General features: G+C 67.1%; 23 protein-coding genes. 5 read left to right on the forward strand and 18 right to left on the reverse strand.

Features of this window, described 5'->3' with window-relative positions; genetic code table 11:
* Positions 1-202 precede the first annotated feature (202 nt).
* Entirely contained in the window at positions 203-1705 is a 1503-nt protein-coding gene (putP, locus tag ACAM26_RS09870) for a sodium/proline symporter PutP (RefSeq protein WP_123140744.1), read from the reverse strand.
* A 237-nt stretch (positions 1706-1942) separates the two neighbouring features.
* Between putP and ACAM26_RS09875 the strand changes: the two genes are divergently transcribed.
* Positions 1943-2509: an NUDIX hydrolase gene (locus ACAM26_RS09875; RefSeq protein ID WP_005223698.1), complete on the forward strand. Its 567-nt coding sequence runs from the start codon at positions 1943-1945 to the stop codon at positions 2507-2509.
* A gap of 22 nt (positions 2510-2531) precedes the next feature.
* A complete protein-coding gene (locus tag ACAM26_RS09880) occupies positions 2532-3242 on the forward strand; it encodes a type 1 glutamine amidotransferase (RefSeq protein ID WP_369613531.1) in 711 nt (236 codons plus the stop codon).
* Positions 3243-3635: 393 nt separating this feature from the next.
* Here the strand turns inward: ACAM26_RS09880 and ACAM26_RS09885 are convergent, their stop codons facing one another.
* The 17 genes from ACAM26_RS09885 to ACAM26_RS09965 all read right to left on the reverse strand — a co-directional run bounded on the left by ACAM26_RS09885 (position 3636) and on the right by ACAM26_RS09965 (position 20634).
* The gene (locus ACAM26_RS09885; RefSeq protein ID WP_123140742.1) at positions 3636-4256 is read right to left on the reverse strand and encodes a V-type ATP synthase subunit D; all 621 of its coding nucleotides are present in this window, start codon (positions 4254-4256) and stop codon (positions 3636-3638) included.
* An 18-nt stretch (positions 4257-4274) separates the two neighbouring features.
* Positions 4275-4562, reverse strand: coding sequence for a YkgJ family cysteine cluster protein (locus tag ACAM26_RS09890; protein WP_123141851.1), 288 nt, complete (start codon positions 4560-4562; stop codon positions 4275-4277).
* The gene (locus ACAM26_RS09895; protein WP_369613532.1) at positions 4552-5931 is read right to left on the reverse strand and encodes a V-type ATP synthase subunit B; all 1380 of its coding nucleotides are present in this window, start codon (positions 5929-5931) and stop codon (positions 4552-4554) included. Before ACAM26_RS09895 ends, ACAM26_RS09890 begins: the two co-directional genes overlap by 11 nt.
* 567 nt (positions 5932-6498) lie before the next feature.
* Entirely contained in the window at positions 6499-7137 is a 639-nt protein-coding gene (locus ACAM26_RS09900; RefSeq protein ID WP_369613533.1) for a hypothetical protein, read from the reverse strand.
* 477 nt (positions 7138-7614) lie between these two features.
* Positions 7615-9414: a V-type ATP synthase subunit A gene (locus ACAM26_RS09905; RefSeq protein ID WP_369613534.1), complete on the reverse strand. Its 1800-nt coding sequence runs from the start codon at positions 9412-9414 to the stop codon at positions 7615-7617.
* Positions 9415-9418: 4 nt separating this feature from the next.
* Positions 9419-10060 carry a V-type ATP synthase subunit E gene (locus ACAM26_RS09910; protein WP_369613535.1) on the reverse strand — a complete coding sequence of 214 codons (642 nt, stop codon included), beginning with the start codon at positions 10058-10060 and terminating at the stop codon, positions 9419-9421.
* Positions 10044-10421, reverse strand: a complete 378-nt coding sequence (locus tag ACAM26_RS09915) for a V-type ATP synthase subunit F (protein ID WP_082806062.1) — start codon at positions 10419-10421, stop codon at positions 10044-10046. The genes ACAM26_RS09910 and ACAM26_RS09915 overlap by 17 nt, the downstream gene beginning before the upstream one ends.
* A gap of 7 nt (positions 10422-10428) precedes the next feature.
* Positions 10429-10878, reverse strand: a complete 450-nt coding sequence (locus tag ACAM26_RS09920) for an ATP synthase subunit C (protein ID WP_005223689.1) — start codon at positions 10876-10878, stop codon at positions 10429-10431.
* A 33-nt stretch (positions 10879-10911) separates the two neighbouring features.
* Positions 10912-12798, reverse strand: coding sequence for a V-type ATP synthase subunit I (locus tag ACAM26_RS09925; RefSeq protein WP_123141847.1), 1887 nt, complete (start codon positions 12796-12798; stop codon positions 10912-10914).
* Positions 12798-13871 (reverse strand): V-type ATPase subunit, encoded by a 1074-nt coding sequence (locus tag ACAM26_RS09930; RefSeq protein ID WP_123140184.1) that lies wholly within the window; start codon positions 13869-13871, stop codon positions 12798-12800. Before ACAM26_RS09930 ends, ACAM26_RS09925 begins: the two co-directional genes overlap by 1 nt.
* A gap of 9 nt (positions 13872-13880) precedes the next feature.
* On the reverse strand, positions 13881-14198 hold the full coding sequence (locus ACAM26_RS09935; protein ID WP_123140185.1) for an ATPase: 318 nt from the start codon (positions 14196-14198) through the stop codon (positions 13881-13883).
* A gap of 95 nt (positions 14199-14293) precedes the next feature.
* A complete protein-coding gene (locus ACAM26_RS09940; protein ID WP_369613536.1) occupies positions 14294-15925 on the reverse strand; it encodes a PAS domain-containing methyl-accepting chemotaxis protein in 1632 nt (543 codons plus the stop codon).
* A gap of 10 nt (positions 15926-15935) precedes the next feature.
* Complete coding sequence (locus ACAM26_RS09945) at positions 15936-17516, reverse strand: PAS domain-containing methyl-accepting chemotaxis protein (RefSeq protein WP_369613537.1); 1581 nt, start codon at positions 17514-17516, stop codon at positions 15936-15938.
* A gap of 316 nt (positions 17517-17832) precedes the next feature.
* Positions 17833-18837 (reverse strand): TIGR00341 family protein, encoded by a 1005-nt coding sequence (locus tag ACAM26_RS09950; RefSeq protein WP_123140188.1) that lies wholly within the window; start codon positions 18835-18837, stop codon positions 17833-17835.
* Positions 18838-18854: 17 nt separating this feature from the next.
* Positions 18855-19268 carry a hypothetical protein gene (locus ACAM26_RS09955; protein WP_123141844.1) on the reverse strand — a complete coding sequence of 138 codons (414 nt, stop codon included), beginning with the start codon at positions 19266-19268 and terminating at the stop codon, positions 18855-18857.
* Positions 19269-19275: 7 nt separating this feature from the next.
* Positions 19276-19470 carry a hypothetical protein gene (locus tag ACAM26_RS09960; protein WP_123140190.1) on the reverse strand — a complete coding sequence of 65 codons (195 nt, stop codon included), beginning with the start codon at positions 19468-19470 and terminating at the stop codon, positions 19276-19278.
* A gap of 237 nt (positions 19471-19707) precedes the next feature.
* The gene (locus ACAM26_RS09965) at positions 19708-20634 is read right to left on the reverse strand and encodes a LysR substrate-binding domain-containing protein (protein ID WP_123141843.1); all 927 of its coding nucleotides are present in this window, start codon (positions 20632-20634) and stop codon (positions 19708-19710) included.
* A gap of 144 nt (positions 20635-20778) precedes the next feature.
* Here ACAM26_RS09965 and clpB point away from each other — a divergent pair, with 144 nt between their 5' ends.
* The 3 genes from clpB to ACAM26_RS09980 all read left to right on the forward strand — a co-directional run bounded on the left by clpB (position 20779) and on the right by ACAM26_RS09980 (position 25304).
* On the forward strand, positions 20779-23379 hold the full coding sequence (gene clpB / locus ACAM26_RS09970; RefSeq protein ID WP_123141842.1) for an ATP-dependent chaperone ClpB: 2601 nt from the start codon (positions 20779-20781) through the stop codon (positions 23377-23379).
* 310 nt (positions 23380-23689) lie between these two features.
* A complete protein-coding gene (locus tag ACAM26_RS09975; protein ID WP_223805969.1) occupies positions 23690-24142 on the forward strand; it encodes a hypothetical protein in 453 nt (150 codons plus the stop codon).
* A gap of 25 nt (positions 24143-24167) precedes the next feature.
* Positions 24168-25304, forward strand: a complete 1137-nt coding sequence (locus ACAM26_RS09980) for a porin (RefSeq protein ID WP_223806970.1) — start codon at positions 24168-24170, stop codon at positions 25302-25304.
* Positions 25305-25310 lie beyond the last annotated feature (6 nt).

Genomic DNA, 25310 nt, shown 5'->3' on the forward strand with positions numbered 1-25310 from the left:
CCCTCGTGCCGCTGGGGCACGGGCGCCTGGGGTCGGGGTCTGTTGGGTTTCATTCTATGTACGATCGGTTACGGGGAGATGAACACCCCGGTGAGCATGCAGCCCTGCTGGCGGTGTCGTGCCGATCGTTGACGATGGGCGCCGCCCCGGTCCCGCCGGGGCGGCGCCGCCGAGACGCCTTGCACGTCTCGTGGGGCGGGGATCAGCCGCGCATCTCGACACGCAACTGCTCGCGCACCTCGTCGAAGCGCTCGCCGAGGTGCTCCTGACCCTGACGATCGAACAGACTGACGATCACCACCGCGAGGGCCGAGAACAGCATGCCGGGGACGATCTCGTAGAGCGCGAACAGACCGCCGTCGAGCTGCTTCCACACCACCACGGTGAGACCGCCGACGATGATGCCGGCGAGCGCGCCCAGGCGCGTCATCCGCCGCCAGTAGAGCGAGAGCACCAGCGGCGCGCCGAAGGCGGCGCCGAACCCGGCCCAGGCATAGGCGACCAGATCGAGCACCATGGCATCCGGGTCCATCGCCAGGGCGAAGGCGAACAGCGCGATGCTGACCACCGCCGCGCGCCCGACCATCACCAGCTCACGCTCGCTGGCCTCGCGGCGCATCAGCGTGCGGTAGACGTCCTCGGTGAAAGCCGAGGAGCTGACCAGCAGCTGCGAGTCGGCGGTGCTCATGATCGCGGCGAGGATGGCCGCGAGCAGGATGCCGGCGATCACCGGGTGGAACAGCAGGTTGACCAGCTCGATGAACACCGTCTCGCGGGCGTCGTCGAGCAGCGGCGCATCGAGCGTGATGATGCCGGCCAGCCCGGTGAGGGTGGCGCCGATCAGGGTGAGCGCCACCCAGGTGACGGCGATGCGGCGTGCGGTGGCCACCTTGCGCGGCGAGGCGATCGCCTGGAAGCGCGCGAGCACGTGCGGCTGGCCGAAGTAGCCGAGGCCCCAGGCGGCGAGCGAGACGATGCCGATCCAGCCGATGGCGGTGCCGTCGATCTTGGTCATGGGGTCGAGCAGCTCGGGATTGAGGGTGTTGAGCTGATCGATCGCGTTGTCGCTGCCGCCGGCCAAGGCGATGGCGAGCATCGGCACGGCGATCAGCGCCACGGCCATCAGCAGGCCTTGCATCACGTCGGTCCAGGAGACGGCGAGGAAGCCGCCGATGGCGGTGTAGACGATGATCGAGAGCACCGCGATGCCGACGGCCCAGACATAGGGCAGGCCGAAGACCGACTCGAACAGCTTGCCGCCGGCGACCAGGCCGGAGGCGGTGTAGATCAGGAAGAACAGCAGGATGAACACCGCCGCGATGCCGCGCAGCAGACCGCTGGCGTCGGCGAAGCGATTGGCGAAGTATTCGGGCAGCGTCAGTGCGTTGCCGTAGGCGAAGCTGAACACGCGCAGTCGGGCGGCGACCACGAGCCAGTTGAGCCAGGTGCCGAACAGCAGGCCGCCGGCGAGCCAGATCGACTCGAGCCCGGAGGCATAGGCGAAGCCGGGCAGGCCGAGCAGCAGCCAGCCGCTCATGTCCGAGGCGCTGGCGCTGAGCGCCGCGACCCCGCTGCCGAGTCGGCGGCCACCGAGGATGAAGTCGGAGAGATCGCGGGTGCGCTGATAGGCGTACCAGCCGATCAGCAGCACGATGACGAAATAGATGCTGAAGGTGATGGAGATGATGATTGGGTCTTGGGTCAAGCCGTCGCTCCTCGCAGATATTGCTCCGATCCGGCTTGTCGAATCGGGTGGACAGGGTGCGGTAGTTTAGAACCTGGCGCGAGTGCCCACCAAATCGACGCGCCGGGGCGACAGTGCCGCCGGGTTACGGTTATGCTCCGTGCGTCAGCGGGGGAGGTCCGGAGCAGACGGCCCGGAGGCGCGCTCGGCCCTTGCGTGCGACGCCCCGCAACGCATTGATAGCGAAACGAGGTTGCCATGTCCGAAGCCCGAATCATCAACTGCGAGACCCTGTACGCCGGCAAGGTGATCGACGTCAACCGCGAGCAGGTAGAGCTGCCGGACGGCGCCGAGGTGGCGCTCGAGATCGTCCGCCATCCCGGTGGTGCGGCCACGGTCGCGCTCGACGACCAGGACCGGGTCTGTCTGCTGCGCCAGTTCCGCCACGCTGCCGGAGGCTGGCTGTGGGAGCTGCCCGCCGGGCGCATCGATCCCGACGAGACGCCGCAGCGCACCGCCGTGCGCGAGCTGGCCGAGGAGGCCGGGCTGGTGGCCGAGGAGTGGAACGATCTCGGGCCGATGCACGCCTCGCCCGGGGTGTTCACCGAGGTCATCCATCTGTGGCTGGCGCGCGGGCTCACCAGCCAGCCGGTCGCGCACGAACCCGGCGAGCTGATCGAGGTCCACTGGCTGCCCTTCAGTCAGGCGCTCGACTGGTGTCATGACGCCACCATCACCGATGCCAAGACGCTGATCGGACTCTATCGCGCCAAGGCGATGATCCAGAACGATCTCGACCTGCTCTCCGAGGGTTCGGGTTGCTGAGGTCGTGATGATGAATGATCCGATGCGCGTTTGTGTCCTGCAACATGTCCCCTTCGAAGGGCCGGGGGCGATCGGCGACTGGGTGCGTGCCCGCGGCCATGCGCTGCGGGTGGTGCGGCTCGATCTCGGCGAGCCGCTGCCCGCGCTCGCCGAGATCGACTGGCTGGTGGTGATGGGCGGTCCCATGGGGGTCGATCAGGAGCAGCGCCATCCCTGGCTCGCCACCGAACGCGCGTTCATCTCGCGCGCCATCGGCGCCGACAAGAACCTGATCGGCATCTGTCTCGGCGCCCAGCAGATCGCCGCCGCGCTGGGCGCGCGGGTATGTCGCAACCCCGAGCGCGAGATCGGCTGGTTCCCGCTCGAACTCAGCGCCGAGGGTCGCGCCTCGGGGCTGTTCGCGGCGCTGCCCGAGGGGTTCGAGGTCTTCCACTGGCACGGCGACACCTTCGCCCTGCCCGAGGGCGCGCAACCGCTCGCCGCGAGCGCCGCCTGCGCCAACCAGGGCTTTCTCTTCGAGGGCCGGGTGCTGGGGCTGCAGTGCCATCTGGAGGCGACCACCGAGGGCGTCGAGCGGCTGCTCGTCCACTGCGCCGACGAACTCACCGAGACCGGCCCCTTCGTGCAATCGCCCGAGCATATCCGCGCCCAGCCCCCCGAGCACTACGCCCGACTCCACCAGGCCCTGTTCGCGCTGCTCGACCGGATGGTGGAACTGGGTCGGGATCTTTGAGCGGCGAACAGGAGCGTCCAGGCACCAGCCTTCAGCCTCCAGTGGGGAGGGCTGGCGTACGTGGCGGGCGGTCATCGAAGGTTCCGTGCGGGACGGCGGGGTGAGTGAACGGGTGGGTTCGGCGCCGATCCCCAGCGTCTTCGCACGGTCACGCATCCCACCCTACGAGCCGGCGAATGCGCCGCCAACGAGAAACCTTCAGTCTCCAGTGTGAGACACATGGCTGGTGGCTGGTGGCTGGTGGCTGGTGGCTGGTGGCTGGTGGCTGGTGACTGGTGGCTGGGAGCCAATCCGCAAGGCACGCTGCGCTTTGCCCGGCCTACACGTCTGAACGCCTTTCTCTTCTATCGTCTTCGCGCCCTTCGGGTCTTTGCGGTTCAATTCTCCCGGCCGCTACCTCTGTCTCTCGCGCAGCAGCTTCACCTGGAACAGGGCGTTGCGTTCTTCCTCTTCCAGCGCCGAGCGGATGAAGCGGATGGTGCGCTGGTAGCGGGGGATGATGTTGTACTTGAGCGCGTTGACGCGTTTCTGCGCCTTGCGCTGCTCCTCCATCAGTCGGTGCAGCGCGGTCTCGACCTCGCCGAGACGGGCGAGCAGCACCGCGGCCTCGGCGAGATTGGCGCGGGTGGCGTCGAAGCTCGCGTCGGTGCCGAGCAGGCCGACGGGCTTGAGCGGCAGGCGCTCGCTGGCCACCGCCGGGTACTCGACGCCGAGCGCGCGGTGCGGCAGGACGTTGACGCGCAGCGCCGGCTCGGCGCCGAGCGCGGCCTGACGGATACCGCGACTGCCCATGCGCAGGTGGGTGAGGCTGAGGCAGTGATAGGCCGCGCCGAGCGCGGTCTCGGCCTCGCGCCGCAGCGCGCGGTACTCGTCGATGCGTTCGTAGACCAGTCGGGTGAGCAGCTCGCGCTTGCGTTCGAGCAGATCGTGTCCGGCGATCAGGAACTGCGCCTGCTGCTGTAGCCGCAGCAGGCTGCTCTTGGTCGGCGGTATCTTGATCAGCGATTCGGTCATGGTGCCTGGTTCCGGTGCTCAGCCCGAGGGGGCAAGGTTGGCGTCCTGGCGCGCGTCGATACAGTCGGGGCCGCCCATCTCGAAAAGGCGACAGACCAGCGGGCGCTGCGCGTAGATGCGACAGCGCAGGGTGTCGCGATCGAGCGCGGCGCACCAGCCGTCGTCGAGCCGGAGCATGCAGGTCCGGCCCCAGGCGTCCTCGGTGAGGAAACGCGCCGGCACCCCGGTGTCGGTCAGGCATACCGCCTCGAGCCGACAGCAGCAGGCACGGCAGTCGGCGCAGTCGATGGTGTCGTCAGTCGTCATGGGGCAGGTGTCGCGCGAGGTCGGTTTCGTGGAGTCGGGTGAGCTGCTCGCGCGGGAAACGCGCCATCAGCCGCCAGGCCAGATCCAGGGTGTCGATGATCGAGCGTTCTTCGTGCTCGCCCTGGGTGACGAACTGGGCATCGAAGGCATCGGCGAATTCGAGGAAACGCTGGTCGCGCTCGGACAGCTCGTCGGCGCCGATGATCGAGGCGAGATTGCGGGTCTCCTGGGCGCGGGCGTAGAGGCTGTAGAGCTGGGCGGCGACCCGGGGGTGGTCCTCGCGGGTGTCGTCCTTGCCGATGCCGTCCTTCATCAGCCGCGACAGGCTCGGCGAGATGTGCACCGGGGGGTAGATGCCGCGATTGTGCAGCTCGCGCGAGAGCACGATCTGCCCCTCGGTGATATAGCCGGTGAGGTCGGGGATGGGGTGGGTGATGTCGTCCGAGGGCATGGAGACGACCGGCATCATGGTGATCGACCCGCGCCGGTCGTGGATACGCCCGCAGCGCTCGTAGAGTTCGGCCAGATCGGAGTAGAGATAGCCCGGATAGCCCTTGCGCGCGGGTACGTCGCCCTTGGCGGTGGCGACCTCGCGCAGTGCCTCGGCGTAGTTGGTCATGTCGGTGAGCACCACCAGCACGTGGTGGTCGAGATCATAGGCCAGATACTCGGCGGCGGTGAGCGCGGCGCGGGGCAGGGTGAGCCGTTCCACCGGCGGGTCGTCGGCGAGATTGACGAACATCACCACGTTGCGCAGCACGCCCGAGTTGGCGAACTCGTCGCGGAAGAACTTGGCGTCGGCGTAGGAGACGCCCATGGCCGCGAACACGATCGAGAAGGTGGAGTTCTCGTCGACCAATCTGGCCTGACGCACGATCTGGGCCGCGAGCCGGTTGTGCGGCAGGCCCGAGCCCGAGAAGATCGGCAGCTTCTGCCCCCGCACCAGGCTGTTGAGCCCGTCGATGGTCGAGACGCCGGTCTGGATGAACTCGCGCGGATAGGTGCGGGCGGCCGGATTGATGGCCGAGCCGCCCACCGGCCGCCGCAGCCCCGAGAGCACCGGGGGGCGCCCGTCGCGCGGCTCGCCGAGGCCGTTGAGTTCGCGCCCCAGGATCTCGGGCGAGAGCGCGATCTCCACCGGCTCGTCGAGGAAGCGGACCCAGGTGTTCTCCAGGTCCAGATCGTCCGTGCCCTCGAAGACCAGAATCAGCACCTCCTCGTCCGCCGCGCGGATGACCTGACCGTTGCGGATCTGGCCCGCATGGTTCTCGATCCGCACCCGATCGCCGAAGGCCACGCCCGGCGTGTCCCTGACCACCAGGAGGCCGCCCCTGGCTTCGATGGCGGTGCGGTATTCCTTGATGCTCATGATGCGATGATCCTCGTTCGGCTCGATCGAGCCCTACATGCTTGGGGCCTTGGCCCGCCTGGGAATTCAAGTCTGATTGTCAGCTTTTGGGGTCTGGTTGAGGAAGTGTATCTGGCGTTCCGCCAGATGGTTCGTGAAGGATTAATTGCAGTCGTTACAGGGGGGGCACGGATATAGCTGGTAAGCAAGTCATTTTTAATTGCCGCCGGTGACCAGGGTTTTTAAGGCTTTTCTCAATCCAGAGCAAATAATGTCAGCTGTTAAACCCTCTGCACGGCTATCACGGTGATGCTGTTCTCTACTTTGCGCCGGATCTGTTTTCGGGGAGGGAGACGCTAATATACGCAAAGAGTACGCCGATTTTTGTAATTGTAGGTAGTGGGAATGCTATTAACTGCTATTTTTGATCGTTAAGCGAAAAGCTTTGCTTTGTTCTCCGAATTCATTGCGTTTCTGTATTTTTTGACCATAACGCCAGCCGTAACCGGGGTTTTTGTGTGTTGGGAGAGGTTGATGCTATAGCCCTGGTTGTTTTTGTGTCAGCTGTATGCGCTTGTTAGCGCCTTCTTAGGAATTATCTGCAACATGCTTGGCATACCCCATCACTTTGGACGCGAGCTCAAAGACCTCTTTTGCTGTAATTTGATGTTTTTCCGATAATGAAAAAATATCTTCCGCGTTGCTTATTTTCTTTGAGCCGGGGTCGGGATATCTTCCAGCCCATGTTACGAAGTGATGTAGAACCTTCAGAATAGCATTTTCTTTTTCTGACAAGTTGGGTACGAAGCCTGCCAGTTCATGGGTTTTATGATGGAAATGCGTTTTTTCTTCTTCTAAATATTTATCTATTCCATCTCGCATTATAATCATTGCCTTAAGGCATACTTCGAGGCTGTATCCGACCAACATCAAGCCAACCGCGCAGTATTGACTGTCACATGCTCCGCGCATAAGCTCTGGCATTACTTTTAAGTTAGGTTCGTTTTTTAAAACGACCACCGCAGCTTCCGAAAGCGCATGCGCTTGAGTAAGCCAAAGAACTGGGTTTTTGAAATCTTCGATTCCTGCTGGTTTTAATATATCAAAGTCAAACCCCTCTATCGTGCATGCTATAATCCATTTATGCCTAGCCGACGCACTGTACCCAAACGGATCTTGTGAAAACCCATCTCTATCTGGCTTAGTGATTCCTTTTGTAGTAAACATCGATTTGGCTCTTCTTTGCTAAGACCTTTTTAACCTGCTTTTTTATAGGGCGGCGGCGAAAAAAGTCGGGTGAAATTTTTGTTTGGGAATTTTTGTCTCATTCTTTCATTTGGTCTGAATTGAGTCGTTCTGGTAGTAGGTTCAATAAGGATGTTTATTTAATTGGCCAGAACTGCAATGCATGATGAGATTAATGTCAACCATACCCATTGCCAATGTTTTAAATAAAATTCAACGCATGCCTTCGCGATTTTTGCAGTCCAATGGTATTCGACGCAAAGCATGGGGTGGATAGTAGTTGAGCTTTCTGGGTCATTTTTGAATACCACAAGACTTTCTTCTCCATTGTACCATTTTTTTATTCTGTTAATCATTTATTGACCCTTGAAATTTTGTTCGAATGATATCTAAAACGTCAAAGCTAGGCGGAAACTGATTGACGATGTTGCGTAAATGGTTGAAGCCAAAAAGCTATTTCTATTGCGTTTCCCCCTCATGCTTCGAATATTCACTCCGAATCCCCTCCATCGCCTTCTCCACCTCATCCCGAAACCCCTGTATCCGATCCAGTTCCTCACTCGAATACAGTGACTTGATCCGGCGCATCTTGGCCAATAGCGGCAGGTTCTGCAGTTCCGAGACCGGCACGCCGAGTCGAATCAGCGATTCGCCGCTGCGGTAGATCTCGATGGCCAGATCCAGCAGGGCGAATTGCTTGGCCGGGGAGCAGAAGGTGTCGATGTCGTCGAGCGCGCTCTGCTGCAGCACGCCTTCCTTGATGAGCGCGGCGCCTTCCAGCTCCCAGCGCTGGGGGTCGGAGAGGGCCTCGGGGCCGACCAGGTTGACGATGCGCGAGAGTTCGGCGTCGCGGGCGAGGAGGGCGAGGGCGGCGTTGCGGCGTTGCTCCCAGTTCGGGTCGATCTCCTTGTGCCACCACTCGGCGGCGGTGTGGACATGCCCGGAGAAGCTGCCGACCCAGTCGATCGAGGGGTAGTGACGGGCGTCGGCCAGCTCCTTGGAGAGCGCCCAGAAGGTCTCGACGATGTCCTTGGTGTGGCTGGTCACGGGCTCGGAGAAGTCGCCGCCCGGCGGCGAGACCGCGCCGATCAGGGTGACCGAGCCGGAGGCCCCGGCGAAGGTCTCGACCCGTCCGGCGCGCTCGTAGAGCGCGGCCAGACGCGAGGCGAGATAGGCGGGGTAGCCTTCCTCGACCGGCATCTGTCCGAGCCGTCCGGAGACCTCGCGCAACGCCTCGGCCCAACGGCTGGTGGAGTCGGCCAGCATCACCACGTCGTAGCCCATGTCGCGGTAGTACTCGGCCATGGTCAGGCCGACATAGACCGAGGCCTCGCGCGCCACCACCGGCATGTTGGAGGTGTTGGCCACCAGCAGGGTGCGCTCCATCAGCTTGCGCCCGGTGTAGGGGTCGTCGAGCTGGGGGAAGGTCTCGAGCACGTCGACCAGTTCGTTGCCGCGCTCGCCGCAGCCGACATAGATGACGATGTCGGCGTTCGACCAGCGCGCGATCTGCTGCTGCACCACGGTCTTGCCCGCGCCGAAGGGGCCGGGGACCGCGCCCTTGCCGCCCTTGAGCTGGGGGAAGAAGGTGTCGATCACCCGCTGTCCGGTGATCAGCGGCGCGACGCCGTCGTCGCGGCGCCGGTAGGGGCGCGGCTGGCGCACCGGCCAGCGGTGATAGAGCCCGAGCCTGCGGCTGGCGCCGTGGGCGTCGCGCACCCGGGCGATGGTCGCCTCGAGGTCGTAGTCGCCGGCCGGGGCGATCTCCTCCAGCTCGCCCTCGATACCGGGCGGCACCAGTACGCGATGCTCGATGGTGGCCGTCTCCGGGACGGTGCCGAGCAGGGTGCCGCCGCCGATCCGGGCGCCGGGTTCGAGCGCCGGGTTGGGGGTGAAGCGCCACTCGCGGGCGCGGTCGAGGGCGTTGAGGTCGATGCCGCGGCGGATGTGATCGCCCGAGGCCAGGGCGATCGCTTCGAGCGGTCGCTGCACGCCGTCGAAGATGCCGCCGAGCAGCCCGGGGCCGAGTTCGACCGAGAGCGGTCGGCCGAGTCCGCGCACCGGCTCGCCGGGACGCAGCCCGTCGGTCGATTCGTAGGTCTGGACGATGGCATCGCCGCCACGCAGCGAGATCACCTCGCCGAGCAGCCCGAGTTCGCCGAGCTTGACCTGCTCGCCGCTGCGCGCGCCGGGCAGTTCGATGGTGACGATGGGGCCGTTGATGTCACGCACCCGGCCGGTTCTGTTGGCGTCTTTCACGGCATCATCCATTGAACAGGTTGGCGGTATCGAGCCCGTTGGGGAGCAGGCGTTCGAGGATCACGCGCTGGATCTCGGGGCGCAGCCGTTCGAGCCGACCGGCATGGGTGTCGTCGATGCGCACCCGCCCCTCGGCGTCGCTGACCCGCACCCCGCCGAGGGCGGTGATCGGCTCCTCGACCAGCTCGGCCTCGCGTCCCTCGGGCAGCGCCGCGAGGATCGCCGCCCAGCGCTCGCGCAGCAGCACCAGGTCGTGGGCGTTGGCCTCGACGCGCAGCCGCGGCTGCTCGATCAGCCCGGCATCGCGCACGATCAGCGTCGCGAGCCAGTCGCCATAGGTGTCGCGCTCGGCGACGAAGGCGCGCATCCGCTCCTCGAGGCCGCGCTCGACGGCCTGCATCAGGTTCCAGCGCACCCGGTCGAGATGGGTCTGGAGCTTCAGCTCGCTGGCCTGGACCTGCTGGCGGAAGCTGCGTTCGGCCAGGGCGCGGGCGACCTGCTCCTCGTGTTGCTCGCGCGCGCGCAGCCGCTCGGCGGCCTCGCGCAGGATGGTGTCGCGACGGCTGGCGGCGCGCGCCCGATACTCGGCGGCGAGGCGCTCGGCGCGCGCGAGGATCGCCTGTTCGAGTTCATCGACCTGGGTCATGTCGTTCCTCCGTCTCGTCGTCCGGCGCGGCGCCGAACAGCGCATCGAGCCGATCGGCCACCGCGCTGGACAGACGCGGCGGCTCGGCGCCGAGCGCGGGCACCGCGACCACCACGATGCGTCCGCCCTCGCGGCGGATGCGTTGCAGGCTGGGGATGTCCGCGGCCATCAGCGCGTCGTCGACCACCACCAGCGCCTTGGCCCGCGCGCGCAGCAGCCCGCGCAGCAGGCGCTCGACGGTCTCCGGGGCGGGGTTCTCGTGGGCCTCGAAGCCGATCAACCGGAAGCCGTCGGCGAGCCGCTCGTCACCGATGAACACGAGCCGCGCCGGGGTGGCGGTCTCGGTGCTGGGGGTGTCCATGCCGCGCTCAGATCTTGTTGATGAGCAGGATCGAGACCACCAGCCCGTAGATGGCGATGCCCTCGGCCAGACCGAGATAGATCAGGGTGCGCCCGAGGTTCTCCGGCTTCTCGGTGATCGCCGCCAGCGAGGCCGCGCCGATCGGGCCGACGGCGATGCCGGCGCCGATGGTCGAGATCGCGGTGGGGATACCGGCGCCGATGATCGCCAGCCCCATGCCGAGGCTGATCTCGGGCGCGGCGGTCTCGGCGAGGGTCTCGGTGGCGGCCAGGGCGTCGTTGAGCCCGAGCACGAGCAGCCCGAGCTGGGCGCCGACGAAGACCACCAGCTGGGTGCCGAGCGCCGGGCGGAACCAGTCACGGAGCCGGGCGCTGGCGCGGGGGCGCAGCTCCAGCACCAGTCCGGTGAGGATCAGGCCGAGGATGGCCAGGGTCATGAGGGCGACGAGCCAATACATGTGACGCTCCTGATGTGGTGGATGGTGCCGGGGTCAGTCACGCGGCAGGCGCAGTGGCGCGAAGGCGTGTCCGTCCCCGGAGAAATAACGCGAGAACCCCTCGTAGTACTGCAGTCGCATCACCTGGATCATCACGATCCCGCCCTCGAGCACGATGATGAAGAGGTTGCCGAGGACCAGGGTGATGAGGTGGCCGACCTCGCCGAGCATCCCGGCGAGGGTGTAGACGGCGATGGCGAGCGCGACATGGTTGAGTCCGAAGGCGGCGACGCGGAGGAAGGAGAGGGTGTTGGAGACATAGCCGATCACCGTCTCCAGGGTGGCGATGAAGACCACCAGCGCGCGCTCGATCAGCGGGCCCTGTTGCTCGCGCCAGCTCGCCCAGGCCAGGGTGGCGAGGGCGAGCCCGGCGATGGTCGCCGGCCAGGGGGCGAGTGCGCCGTCCTCGGCGAGTCCGACCCCGGCGCCGACCAGCGCGAGATAGAACACCAGATTGACCGCACCGTGATGCCCGAGCACGGCGTCGCGCCAGCGCCCGACGGCCACCCGGTTGTAGATCGCCAGCGTACAGGCGAGGGTGATGAACCCCACCCCCCAGAGGAGCGCCAGGGTGAGCATCCGCAGCGGATCGGTGAGCGGGCTCATCCACAGCGCCGGGATCAGGTGCTCGTTGCCGAAGACGCTGCCGAAGACCAGTCCGAAGGCCATCGACGACAACCCGGCGAGCAGTCCGAAGGGCCAGAAGCGCCCGAGCCGTCGGCGCAGCAGCCAGGCGGCGAGCGCGATCACCGCGCCCTGACCGAGGTCGCCGAACATGCTGCCGAACATCAGCAGGAAGGTGACGGCGAACAGCGGCGTGGGGTCGACCTCGCCGTACTCGGGGATGCCGTACTGACCGACCAGGGTGGCGAAGGGCGCGAGCAGGCGATTGCGGGTGATCACCGTCGGCACCAACCTTCGCTCGTCGGCGCGCGGGTCGCGGGCACTCAGGGCGAAGGGATGCGGGAGGGTCTCGCGCAAGCGTTGTTCGAGCGCCTCGACCGCACTCGCCGGCACCCAGCCGGCGAGATGGGCGAGCGGTCCGCTGGCGCGCAGCGCCGGGTCGAGCGCGACCAGCGGGGCGGCGAGCAGCAGGGTCTGCTGCGCGGCAAGCAGCTGTGCGCGATGGTCGGCACCCCACTCGGCAAGCTCGCGTTCGAGCGCGGCGCGGCGTCGGGCGATGTCGGCGCTGCGCGTCTCGAGCTGCTGGCGTACCCGCGCCGGTTCGCGGTCGAGTTCGACCGGGATCGGCAGCGCCTGGAAGCCGGCGGCGGCGAGCACCTGGGGCAGTGACTCGGGAGCGGCGTCGCTGGGACCGACGATCACCACATGGGTCTGGTCGCCACGCTGCATGTAGACGTGGACCAGATAGTGGGCGAGCCCGAGCGCGCCGCCGAGCCGGGCGAGGTTCTCGCGCGGCACCATGCCGACATGGATATCGAGGAAACGGGTGTTGTTGCGCAGCACCGCCAGGTCGATGTCGAGCGCGGCGAAGTTGGCGAGCGCGGCCTGGTGCTCGGCGACCAGGCGCGCCTCGTCGTCGAGCTGGCGCAGGCCCTCGGCATGGGCCGAGGCGGTCTGCCACAGCTCGCCGAGCCAGTGATCGAGCGCGGCGAGGGACTCGGGCTCGATCACCCGAGGCTGGTCGATGTGCTGCGGCAACGCGAGGTCGAGCAGCTCGGCGAGCTTGTCGAGCCGCTGTCGGGCACGCTCGTGATGGCGACGATAGTCGCGTGCCGGGGCGGTGTCGAGCCGCGCCTCGTCCGGGGCGCGCGCGTCGGGGTGGAAGAGACCGGTCTCGGCGAGCGCGAGCGAGGCGGTGGGCAGGTCCTCGGCGAGGACCAGCAGGCGGACGTGTTTCATCGCCGTGGGCGAGAGCATCAGGTCTCCTCTCGCCGGGTACAGGCCGCGGCGCGCCAGGTACAGCCCGAGGGGGCGCGCTCGAGCGCCGCGTCGATGGTGTGCTGGGCGAGACCGAGCAGACGCCCCTGGATGATGGCGAACAGCCTCAGCAGGTCGGCCTCGCGCAGCATCAGATAGGCCAGCGCGCGCGCTGGCGCCGAGTCGCCGTGGGCGAGCAGGGCGCGGGCGATGGTGGCGCTGTGGATGTTGACGCGTCGCTGCACCTCGGCGATGTCCTCGCTGCCGGCGAGCTGACCGGCGAGCGGCGCGGGCAGGGCCTCGATGACCGGTTCGAGCCCGTCGAGCGCGACCAGACGCAGCAGTCGCTCGCGTCCGAGCAGTCCGGTCGAGGGCACCAGCCAGTAGAAGGTCTCGGAGGGTGAGAGTCCGTAGCAGAGCCGGAAGCGCAGCAGCCACAGCAGGTCGACGCGGTCGAGCGCGGCGCCGATCAGGCGTCTGAGCGCGGTGCCGTGCGGTGCGCCGAAAGTGCGGACGTGGCGCGCCAGCCCGAGGTAGTAGTGCTGGTCGATCGCCGCCTCGAGGGCGAAGGGTTCGCGGCGCCGGGCATAGACCTCGCGTGCCTGGCGGGCGATCTGGCGGTAGGGACCGGTCTCGAGCTGGCGCAGCAGCTCCTCGACGCTCTCGGCGCGGAACAGGGTATGGATCGGCAGCCGGATCGGGGCGGGCAGGTCGAACAGTTGCTCGGCGATGGTCTCGGCCTCGAGCGCATGGAGCTTGCCGCGCAGCAGGGTCTTGAGGTTGTAGAGCGCATACTTGCGCCCCCAGGCGAGCATCAGCTCGCGCTCGTCGCCCTGCAGCGGTCGGATCAGCACCTGCAGCTCGGCGAGCAGCTGGTGGACCAGCGCCTGCTCGATGGCGCGGCTGCGCGCGCGCGGTGATGGTGCGGCGTCGAGCAGGGCGTCGAGCCCGAGCTGGTCGACCAGGGCGCTCAGCGGCAGGGTGGCGAGTCGATCTATGGTGTCCGGGTCGTGCAGCCCCGTGGCCATCATCGAGACCCGGGCGTCGAGATAGGCGTGGTCGGCATCGGCCATGGCGCGGGGTCAGCGGCTGGTGTCGATCAGGACCTGGAAGGCGGCCTCGAGTGCCTCGGCCTCGCGCTGTTCGGCCTGATCGCGCAGGTGGACGTGGCGCTCGTCATAGCGGCGTCGCAGCTGGGCGATGCTCTGTTCGGCGCGCTCTCCGGCCTTGGCGACGAAGCCCTGGCGCAGCTCCGGGATCCTGGCGGTGAAACGTGCCTGCTCGGCGTGGACCTCGGCCATCGCCTGATCGACGATCCGGCCCTGTTCGGTCTCGGCCTGCTGGGCGAGCCGCTCGGCCCGCATCTCGACATCGAGCAGTCGCTTGAGGGTGTCATCCATCGGTCGCGCTCTCGGCTGATCTGGGCATTCGCGACCCTAGCTTACGCGAAAGACGCCGACGATGGCGCAGAGCATCGTCGGCGTCTTGCGCCAGGTCAGCCGCGTTGCCCGCCCGCCGAGTCGTTCAGGCGAACCGCATCGGTCATGCAGACCCGGTGGCTCCAGAACTGATCGGCGAGCACCCGCAGCTCCTCGGCGAGGGTGGCCAGTGTCTCGGCGGTGCGTTCGATCTCGCCGGTGGTCGTGGCGTTGCCGTCGGCCGACTGGCGGATATTGGTGACGCTGCGGTTGATCTCCTCGCTGACCGCGCTCTGCTCCTCGACGGCGGTGGCGATCTGGGTGGTCATGTCGGTGATCTGCTGCACGCTGGCGGCGATCGCCTCGAGCGCGCCGCCGGCCTCGCGCGCCTGGGCGACGCTCCGCTCGGCCTGGGCGCGGCTGCCGTGCATCACCTCGACCGAGGCGCGCGCGCCGTCCTGCAGCTTCTCGATCATCGCCTGGATCTCGGTGGTCGACTGCTGGGTGCGATTGGCGAGGTTGCGCACCTCGTCGGCGACCACCGCGAAGCCGCGTCCCTGCTCGCCGGCGCGTGCCGCCTCGATCGCGGCGTTGAGCGCGAGCAGGTTGGTCTGCTCGGCGATGCCGCGGATGACGTCGAGCACGGCGCTGATCTCGTCGCTGTGCTGCTCGAGGGTGTGGATCACCGCGGCGGCGTTCTCGACCTCATCGGAGAGTCGTGCGATGGCCTCGCGGGTATCGATGGTGACACGTTTGCCATCGCGCGCGGCGCTGTCGGCGCTGTCGGCGCTGTCGGCGGTGTGCTGGGCATTGCGCGCGACCTCGCGCACGCTGGCGCTCATCTCCTCGATGGCGGTGGCCACCAGATCGGTCTGCGACTGCTGGTTGAGGATGGCCGCGCGCAGCTCGGTGATGGTCTCGACCGCGGCCTCGGCCTGACGCGAGAGCTTGGCCGCGGTATCGGAGATGCGCACCGCCGACGAGCGGCTCTCGGTGCGCAGCATGCGCATCGCCAGGGTGATGGCGCCGTACTCGGTGTTGCTGCCGGTATAGAGATACTGTGCGGTGGGGTCGTCGATGACCTGACGTGCCCGTGCGTTGAGTCGCGCCAGCGCACGGGTCTGAATCCATGCGACCAGGGTGCCGGCCGCCAGCAGCAGCGCGATGAGGGCGAGCCCCGGGGTCGGCGGCAGGTCGGTCAGCGGCAGGGTGGCGAGGGCGAGCAGCGCGGCGAGCACCAGCCAGCCGGTCAGTCGCCAGAACGCCGAGAGCCGTGGCAGGCGCAACGCCAGCGGCAGGCGTCCGGCACGGATCCCGGCATAGAGCCGCTCGGCCTTGTCGACCAGATCGCGCGCCGGGCGCAGGCGCACCGACTGGTACTCGAATACCTTGCCGTCGCGCATGATCGGGTTGACGAAGGCGTCGACCCAGTAGTGATCGCCGTTCTTGCAGCGATTCTTGACCAGGCCCATCCAGGGGCGACCCGACTTGATGGTCTGCCACAGCTGGGCGAAGGCCGCCGGTGGCATGTCGGGATGACGCACCACGTTGTGGTTGACGCCGACCAGTTCGTCGCGATCGAAGCCGCTGATCTCGACGAAGGTCTCGTTGACATCGGTGACGATGCCCTTGAGATCGGTGGTCGACATGATGTTGTCGGTCTCGGCGAAGGAGCGCTCCTGGCCGGTGACGGGGAGATTGGTCTTCATCTTGGAGTCCTCAGCGCCGATGTTCCCAGAATTGCCGTGCCAGGGTGCGTAGCTCGCTGGAGAGCTCGACGACCTGGCTGGAGGCCTGTCCGATGGCATGGCTGCCGGCGGCGGTCTGGTCGGCGCCTTGACGGATATCGGCGATGCTGCGGCTGATCTCTTCGCTGACCGCGCTCTGCTCCTCGACGGCGGTGGCGATCTGGGTGCTCATGTCGGTGATCGACTGGATACCGCTGGCGATGCGCTGGAGTGCCTCGCCGGCCTCGCGTGCCTGGGCGACGCTCTGCTCGGCCTGGGTGCGGCTGTTGCCCATGACCTCGACCGAGGAGCGGGTGCCGGCCTGCAGCTTCTCGATCATCGCCTGGATCTCGGTGGTCGACTGCTGGGTGCGGTTGGCGAGGTTGCGCACCTCGTCGGCGACCACCGCGAAGCCGCGCCCGGCCTCACCGGCGCGCGCCGCCTCGATCGCGGCGTTGAGCGCGAGCAGGTTGGTCTGCTCGGCGATGCCGCGGATGACGTCGAGCACGGCGCTGATCTCGCCGCTGTGTTGCTCGAGGGTGTGGATCACCGCGGCGGCCTGCTCGATCTCCTCGGCGAGCCGGCCGATCGAATCGCCGGTGGCGCCCACCACCTCGCCGCCGTTGGTGGCATTGGCATCGGCCTCGTGGGCGGTGTCGGCGGTCTGTTGGGCGCTTTGCGCGACCTCGCGCACGCTGGCGCTCATCTCCTCGATGGCGGTGGCCACCTGATCGGTCTCCGACTGCTGCTGGAGGATCGCGCCGCGCGCCGACTCCACCGCCTCGACCATGTGCTCGGCCTGTCGCAGCAGTCGTGTCGCCGAATCGTCGACTCGACCCACCGCCGCGCCGCTCTCGGCCTCGAGCATGCGCAGGGCGAACTCGACCGCGCCGAACTCGTCGCGCCGCTGGGTATAGGCGTACTGGCTGATGGGGTTGTCGGCGACCATGCGCGCCTGGGCGGCGATGGTGGCGAGCGGGCGGGTCTCGAGCCAGGCCAGGGCGATCGCCGTCAGGGTGAACACCAGCACCGGCGGTGCGGCCTGGAGCGTGCCGAGTCCGAGCAACGGGGCGGCGGCGAGTGCGCCGGCACCGAGCAGCGCGATGGTGCCGAGCAGGCGCCAGCGCGCCCGGGTCATGCCCAGGCGCCAGCGCCAGGGACGCCGGTCGCGCATCAGCTCGGCGTAGAAACGCTCGGCCTGCTCGACCCTGGCGCGGCTCGGCTTGGTGCGCACCGATTGGTATTCGGTGACGGTGCCGTCGTGGGTGATCGGGGTGACATAGGCGCTCACCCAGTAATGGTCGCCGTTCTTGCAACGGTTCTTGATCAGGCCCATCCAGGGACGCCCGGACTTCAGCGTCTTCCACAGGTCGGCAAAGGCCGCCGGCGGCATGTCGGGATGGCGCACCATGTTGTGGTTACGCCCGATCAGCTCGTCCTCGGTGAAGCCGGAGATGTCGACGAAGCGGTCGTTGACGTAGGTGATGGCGCCCTTCAGATCGGTGGTCGACAGGATGTTGGTGTCGTCCGGGAAGGACACCTCCTGTTGCGTCACTGGATAGTTCTTTTTCATGCGGGGAAATCCCTGGGGGTACAGCCCTCGGTTAGCGTAGGGTCGGGACCGCTGATGCCTTGGCCAGTCGCAGTACCGAGTCGATCTCGGTACACATTGTGTTTCTGGCGGGCGATCTCGACCTGACAGGCGGGGCGGTTTGCCCCCCACCTGCCGGTTTGCGATCACGTTCACATCGATCCCGTGCTGTGGCGCCGTCCTGGCCCCCGGGCATGAGGGACGCGCGTGCCCGAATCGGCATCGTCCAATGATGACACGACTCGTCGAGCGATGCGCGCTCGGCTCGGCTCGCTCATCGGGGCGCTGTCTGAGCGGCTCAGGCGAACTGGGGCAGGCCGCCCGAGCGAGTCAGGATGACGGTGATCAGGGCAGCGAGCAGCAGCGCCCAGAGCGCCAGATAGAGCCGCATCGACTGACGTGCGCGGTTGCGCTCGGTCCAGGTGCGCGGGCGCACGCCCTTGAAGAGGAAGACCAGCTTGGCGGCGAGCAGGACGCAGACGATGTTGACGGCGAGCAGCAGCAGGGCGCCGAGCGCGAGGTCCCAGCGGGCGCTGCCGAGGGCGAGCCCGATGGTCGCCGTCGGGGGCAGCAGGGCGACGGCGACCATCACCCCGACCAGGGTCGAGGACAGCCCGGAGGTGAGCGAGAGCACCGCCGCGGCGCCCGAGGCGAGCGCCAGCACGACCCCGGCGAGTCCGACGTCGGTGCGCGCGGCCAGCTCGTTGAGCGAGAAGTCGATCTCCCAGATCAGGCCGATGGCGACGGCGAGCAGCAGCGACAGGCCCAGTCCGGCGGCATTGGTGCGCAGTGCCTGCCACACCAGGGCGCGATCGCCGAGCGAGGTGGCGAAGGCCAGGGCGATGTTGGGGCCGAGCAGCGGGGCGATGACCATCGCACCGATCACCACCGCGACATTGTTCTCGAGGAGACCGATGGCGGCGACCAGGGTCGAGAGCGTGGTCAGCACCAGGTGGTTGGTGTCGAGCCGCGCGCCCTTGACGATCTCGCTGTAGAGCTCCTCGCGCGTGGCGGCGATCGCCCGCGCCCGGCGCAGCTCCTCGTCCTGGCGGCGCGGGGTATCGCGGGTGAGCACGGTGTCGACCGGCTGGATGACGATGCGGGCGTCGGCATCGGCCTTGAAGAGGTCCTGCAGCGAGTCGGTCAGCGCCTGGCGCGACTGGTCGTCGACCAGCATGCGCACGGCGCGTCGGCCATCCTCGCCGGCCTCGCCGCACCAGGCGTCCTCGGCGCCATAGAAACCGGCCATGCCGAGCAGCGTCTTGGTGTGTCTGGCGTCGGCGATGACCTCGACGATGCGCATGGCGGTGTTCTCTCCTCTCAGGGCCCGAGCAGGATGCCGAGCGCCAGCAACAGCAACAGGGCGAAGACGCCGATGGCATTGAACACCAGGTCGACCCGGCGGGTGTGGGTGCGGTAGCGGGCGATCAGCGGCGCCAGTCCGGGGTCAGACTCCACGGCGGGATCGAACATGATCCGGCGGTGGGGCAGGGCGATGGCCTCGATCGCGGCGCAGGCGGTGACCGGATCGACACGATAGAGTCCGGCGTCGATGTCGACCAGACGGCGTCGCAACCGCTGGTGTGCGTGCATGCGAGCGGTGTCGACGTCCTCGAAGCGGATTGCGCAGCGCAGCTGCGGGGTGACCGGCGGCGGTTGATCGCACGCCTGCAGGCGCACCAGTCCGGGGTGGTCCGGATGGGTCTCGACGGTCAGGTGTCCGCTGTGCATCATGAAGTGGTCAGGCTTGGACGCTGACCCTGTCGATCTCCCAGTTGCACTGTTCGATCAGGGTCTCGAGCGAGCGCGGGATGTGCAGCGCCCCATCGGGCTCGTAGCGCCGGCCCTCGCTCCAGTGGCGGGCGGCCGACTCGGCGATGTCCGGTAGTCCCTGGCGCTGTAGCTCCCACAATGCCTGTGTCTGTTTGGTGTGCATGGGCTCCCCTGGGTGGATCGCAAGATCCGTGCTTGAATGTGGCTTTTTAGAGACGTGGTATCCGTTGGCCGGATCTTATCCTTTTTTCTTCGAGTTTAGTCGAAGATTCGGGGCTAGAAGCCCGGCCAACAAGGCTTGGAACGCATTGTTGCGGTTTTTTCCCAGTGCAGTCAAAAAGATGCTGGGTCTTGTGCCGACGGGTGTGGCGGTGACGACGCGTCTGGTCGTGGGGTGGAGTCAGGCGGCGGCCCCGAGGCTGTGGACGCTATCGGGGAGCTGGTCGCGCACGACCTCGGCGAAGCGTTCGAGGACCTGCCGTCGCGGGAAGCTGCGCCGGTAGACCAGCGAGATGCGCCGATAGGCATCGGGCAGGTGCAGCTGGCGCGAGACGATACCGTGGTCGCGCATCCAGGTCTCGCGCACCGCCAGGGCCGGGACCAGGGTACAGCCGAAGCCGGCGCTGACCAGTTGCAGCAGGGTCTCGAGGCTGGAGGCGCGCAGATCGGCCATCTCGCCCTGGCTGGGGCGCTGCGACAGTCGGCAGACCTCCATCACCTGATGGGCCAGGCAGTGACCGTCGGCGAGCAGCAGCAGCTCGCACGACTCCAGGTCCGCGGCGCTGATCTCGGCGCGTTGCTGCAGCGGGTGGCCCGTGGGGTGGGCGAGCCAGAAGGGTTCGTCGAACAACTCGATGGCGGCGAGGTCGGAGTCCTCAACCGGGGTGGCGAGCAGCGCGGCGTCGATCTCGTGGTGGCTGAGACGCGTGAGCAGGGTATCGGTGATCTCCTCGGAGAGCACCAGCTGCAGCTTGGGACAGCGCGCGCGCAGCGGGCGCAGCAGCAAGGGCACCAGATAGGGGCTGACGGTGGGGATGGCGCCGATGCGCAGCGGTCCGGCCAGCGGGTCCTGATGGGCGTGCGCGACCTGCTCGATGGCGGCGGTCTGCTCCAGCGCCAGTCGGGCGTGATGGAGGATCTCCTCGCCGACCGGGGTGATCTCGACCGAGCGGTTGGTGCGCTCGAAGATGACCACGTCGAGCTCGTCCTCGAGCTTCTTGATCTGGCCGCTGAGCGTCGGCTGACTGACGAAGCAACGCTCGGCGGCGCGCCCGAAGTGGCGCGTCTCGGCGACGGCGAGGATATATTTCAGGTCACGTAGATTCACCCGCCCATGATAGCGGAAATCGCGCTCGATTCGGACCCATGATGTGCGCCGCGCGGCGATTCCTGGGGCGGTGGGGGCGGCTTGATTCGATTCGGCGCCTACCCAATCTTCGACAATAACTTACAAAAAACCGGAGAATTCACCGTGAGAATGGACAAGTTGACGGCAAAGTTCCAACTCGCGCTGGCCGATGCCCAGAGCCTGGCGGTCGGTCGCGATCATCAGTTCATCGAGCCGGTCCACCTGCTGATCGCGCTGCTCGATCAGGAGGGGGGCACGGTACGCCACCTGCTCACCCGCGCCGATGTCAACGTCAATCAGCTGCGCTCGGCGCTCGGTGAGCTGCTCGACCGGCTGCCGGTGGTCGAGGGCGCCGGTGGCGAGGTGCACGTCGGCAACGACCTGGGGCGGCTGCTCAACCAGACCGACAAGCTCGCCCAGCAGCGCCAGGACCAGTACGTCTCCTCCGAGCTGTTCGTGCTCGCCGCGCTCGATGACCGCGGCGAGCTGGGCCGGGTGTTGCGCGAGGCCGGTGCTTCGAAGGGGGCACTGGAGCGTGCGATCGAGTCGGTTCGAGGGGGGCAGAAGGTCGACGACCCCAACGCCGAGGAACAGCGTCAGGCGCTTGAGAAGTACACCATCGATCTGACCGAGCGTGCCGAGCAGGGCAAGCTCGATCCGGTGATCGGGCGCGACGACGAGATCCGCCGCACCGTGCAGGTGCTGCAGCGGCGCACCAAGAACAACCCGGTGCTGATCGGCGAGCCCGGCGTCGGCAAGACCGCCATCGTCGAGGGGCTGGCGCAGCGCATCGTCAACGGCGAGGTGCCCGAGGGGCTGAAGTCCAGACGGCTGCTCTCGCTCGACATGGCCGCGCTGATCGCCGGGGCGAAGTTCCGCGGCGAGTTCGAGGAGCGGCTCAAGGCGGTGCTCAACGACATCGCCCGTCAGGAGGGCAATGTCATCCTCTTCATCGACGAGCTGCACACCATGGTCGGCGCGGGCAAGGCCGAGGGCTCGATGGACGCGGGCAACATGCTCAAGCCGGCGCTGGCGCGCGGCGAGCTGCACTGTGTCGGCGCCACCACCCTCGACGAGTACCGCAAGTACGTCGAGAAGGATGCGGCGCTCGAACGGCGCTTCCAGAAGGTGCTGGTCGACGAGCCCAACGTCGAGGACACCATCGCCATCCTGCGCGGGCTCAAGGAGCGCTACGAGGTCCATCACGCCGTCGAGATCACCGACCCGGCGATCGTCGCCGCGGCGACCCTGTCGCACCGCTATATCTCCGATCGTCAGCTCCCCGACAAGGCGATCGACCTGATCGACGAGGCCGCCTCGCACATCCGCATGGAGATCGACTCCATGCCCGAGGAGATGGACCGGCTCGATCGTCGGCTGATCCAGCTCAAGATCGAGCGCGAGGCGCTCAAGAAGGAGTCCGACGAGGCCTCGCGCAAGCGCCTCGCCGACCTCGAGGGCGAGGTGGCGCGGCTCGAGCGCGAGTTCGCCGATCTCGACGAGGTCTGGAAGTCGGAGAAGGCGGCGGTTGCCGGTACCGCGCACATCAAGGAGGCGCTCGACCGTGCCCGGGTGGAGATGGAGACGGCGCGGCGCGCCGGCGACCTGGGACGGATGTCGGAGCTGCAGTACGGGCGCATCCCCGAGCTCGAGAAGCAACTGGCCTCGGCCGCCGCCGGGGCCGAGCAGGGCGATAACCGGCTGCTGCGCAACAAGGTCAGCGACGAGGAGATCGCCGAGATCGTCTCGCGCTGGACCGGTATCCCGGTGTCGCGGATGCTCGAGGGCGAGCGCGACAAGCTGCTGCGCATGGAGCAGGAGATCGGCCGGCGGGTGGTCGGTCAGGACGAGGCGGTGGGCGCGGTCAGCGACGCCATCCGCCGCTCGCGCGCCGGGCTCTCCGACCCGGCCCGCCCGATCGGCTCCTTCCTCTTCCTCGGACCCACCGGCGTCGGCAAGACCGAGCTGTGCAAGACGCTGGCAAGCTTCCTCTTCGATACCGAGGAGGCGATGGTGCGCATCGACATGTCCGAGTTCATGGAAAAGCACTCGGTGGCGCGGCTGATCGGGGCGCCGCCCGGCTATGTCGGCTATGACGAGGGCGGCTATCTCACCGAGGCGGTGCGCCGCCGCCCCTACAGCCTGATCCTGCTCGACGAGGTGGAGAAGGCCCACCCCGACGTCTTCAACGTGCTGTTGCAGGTGCTCGACGACGGTCGGCTCACCGATGGTCAGGGGCGCACCGTGGACTTCCGCAACACGGTGATCGTGATGACCTCCAACCTCGGCTCCGACGTCATCCAGCAGCACGCCGGCGAGGCGGCCTATGCCGAGATGAAGTCGGCGGTGATGGCGGTGGTGCGCCAGGCCTTCCGTCCCGAGTTCATCAACCGGCTCGACGAGATCGTCGTCTTCCATCCGCTGCAGCAGGCGCAGATCCGCGCCATCGCGCGCATCCAGCTCGACTATCTGCAGCGGCGCCTGGCCGATCGCGAGATGCGTCTCGAGGTCAGCGACGCGGCGCTCGATCTGCTCGGCGAGGCCGGTTTCGATCCGGTCTACGGTGCCCGCCCGCTCAAGCGCGCGATCCGCGCTCAGCTCGAGAATCCGCTGGCCCAGGAGATCCTCGCCGGCAAGTTCGCGCCCGGAGATCTGATCGAGGTCGGGGTGGCAGACGGCGCCCTGCGCTTCGAGCGGGTGCTCGCCGGCGAACTGGTCGACTAACCGACCCCGCCTGCTGGCGCCACCGCCCCGTCCAGGTCGGACGGCGGCGGTGGCGACCGGCTGGTTTCGCCATTCCCGTTGTTTCCCTGAGACAATAGCCTCGGGGTCTCGGTATGCTGTATGGTCGCGCATCACCGCGCCGCATCCGGCGGCGCGGTGATGGCACCGAGCAGTGCGCGAGGCCCGCGGGGGCATTTGCCCCGGCCGATGGTGTGCGCGTTGCATGACCCGCCCGGTGGCGATCGCCGCGCGCAATGGAACGGAACTGATGGTCAGGATATGCGACCGGGCCTAACCTTGGACATCCGCCTTGACACCTCTCGCATCCCGTCGCGCCCCTCGCCTGCGTCCCAGCGCCAAGTCCCTGATCTGTTCGCTGCTGTTGATCTGGATGGCCTCGGTCGATGCCCAGGTGTTGATCGCGCACGCGGCGGTGGAGGTGGATCACCTGACCCAGAACGAGGCGCGGCGCTATCTGATGATGCGCGTACCGCGCTGGCCGGACGGGCACGCGGTACGGGTGTTCGTGCTACCCGACGAGCATGTCCTGCACCGTCGCTTCGTCACCGGCGTGCTCGGGCTCTATCCCTACCAGTTGCGACGGGTCTGGGATCGTTTGCTGTTCTCGGGCACCGGTCAGGTGCCGATCACCGTGACCTCGCCACATGAGCTGGTCCGCAGCGTTGCTTCCACTCCGGGGGCGCTCGGCTATGCCGACGCTCCGCCTCCGGGCTTCGAGGTACGTATCATCGAGGTGCGCTAGGGTGCGGGCGGCATGGATGAGTGGCATGGTGTTGGCGCTGTACTGGCTGCCGAGCCTCGCCTGGGCGACCGAACCGGCGCTGCAACTGCACGGGTTCGCCAGCCAAGCCCTGGTCTGGACCTCCGATAATCGCTTCTTCGGCGATAGCCCCGACGGCTCGCTCGATTTCACCGAACTCGGTCTCAACGGCTCCTGGCGCGCCGACCCGCGCCTGCTGCTCGCCACCCAGGTGTTGGTGCGGCGCGCCGGGGAGATGAGCGACGCCACGCCCTGGCTCGATTACGCCCTGGCCGACGCCACCCTGGTGAGCGCCCCGACACACCGCATCGGGCTGCGCATGGGGCGGATCAAGAACCCGATCGGTCTCTACAACGAGACCCGTGACGTTCCCTTCACCCGTCCCGGGATCTTCCTGCCCCAGGTGGTCTATTTCGATCGGGTGCGCAACATGATGCTCGCCTCCGACGGGCTGATGTTCTACGGCGAGCGCTATACCGATCTCGGCACCTTCTCGGCCACCCTGGGGGCTGGACTGCCGCTGCTTGACGCCAACGTCGAGTGGAACTATCTGCTCGACGACCATGATGGCGAGCTCGAACCCGAGCATCCGGTGCCACTGCTCAGCCTGTGGTATGCCGATCCCGCCGAGCGGTTGCGCCTGGGACTCAGTGGCGCGGCCATGCACAGTCGCTTCGATCCCGGCTCCGAGGCTGCGATCGGCGCCGGCAACCTGGATATCCGCTACTGGCTGGTATCGGCACAGTACAATGCGGCGAACTGGACCCTGGCGGGCGAATACGCCCATATCCTGATCGATTGGCGTCATTTTCGGCCCGAGGCCGATCGTCATCACGCCATCCAGACCGGATGGTACCTGCAGGCGGCCTATCGGCTCTCGCCGGCGATCGAGCTGATGCTGCGCTATGAGGAGGGGGATGCAGATCGTCGTCTGGGGGACCTGCACCTTCACTGTCCCGCCTCGGATCACTCCCGGATCTGGGTCGTCGGGACGCGCTGGGATCTGGGTAGGCGGTTGATGCTGCGTCTGGAGTATCAGCGTCATCACGGCGGTTTCACCCTCTCGTACCGTGAGAACCCCCCAGGCGACGGGGTGGTCGAGGACTGGGACCTGTTTGCCGCCCAGATCTCACTGAGGTTCTGAGGTGTC

The organism is Marichromatium sp. PS1 (assembly GCF_041155115.1).
In the GTDB taxonomy this organism is placed as follows: Bacteria; Pseudomonadota; Gammaproteobacteria; order Chromatiales; family Chromatiaceae; genus Marichromatium; species Marichromatium gracile.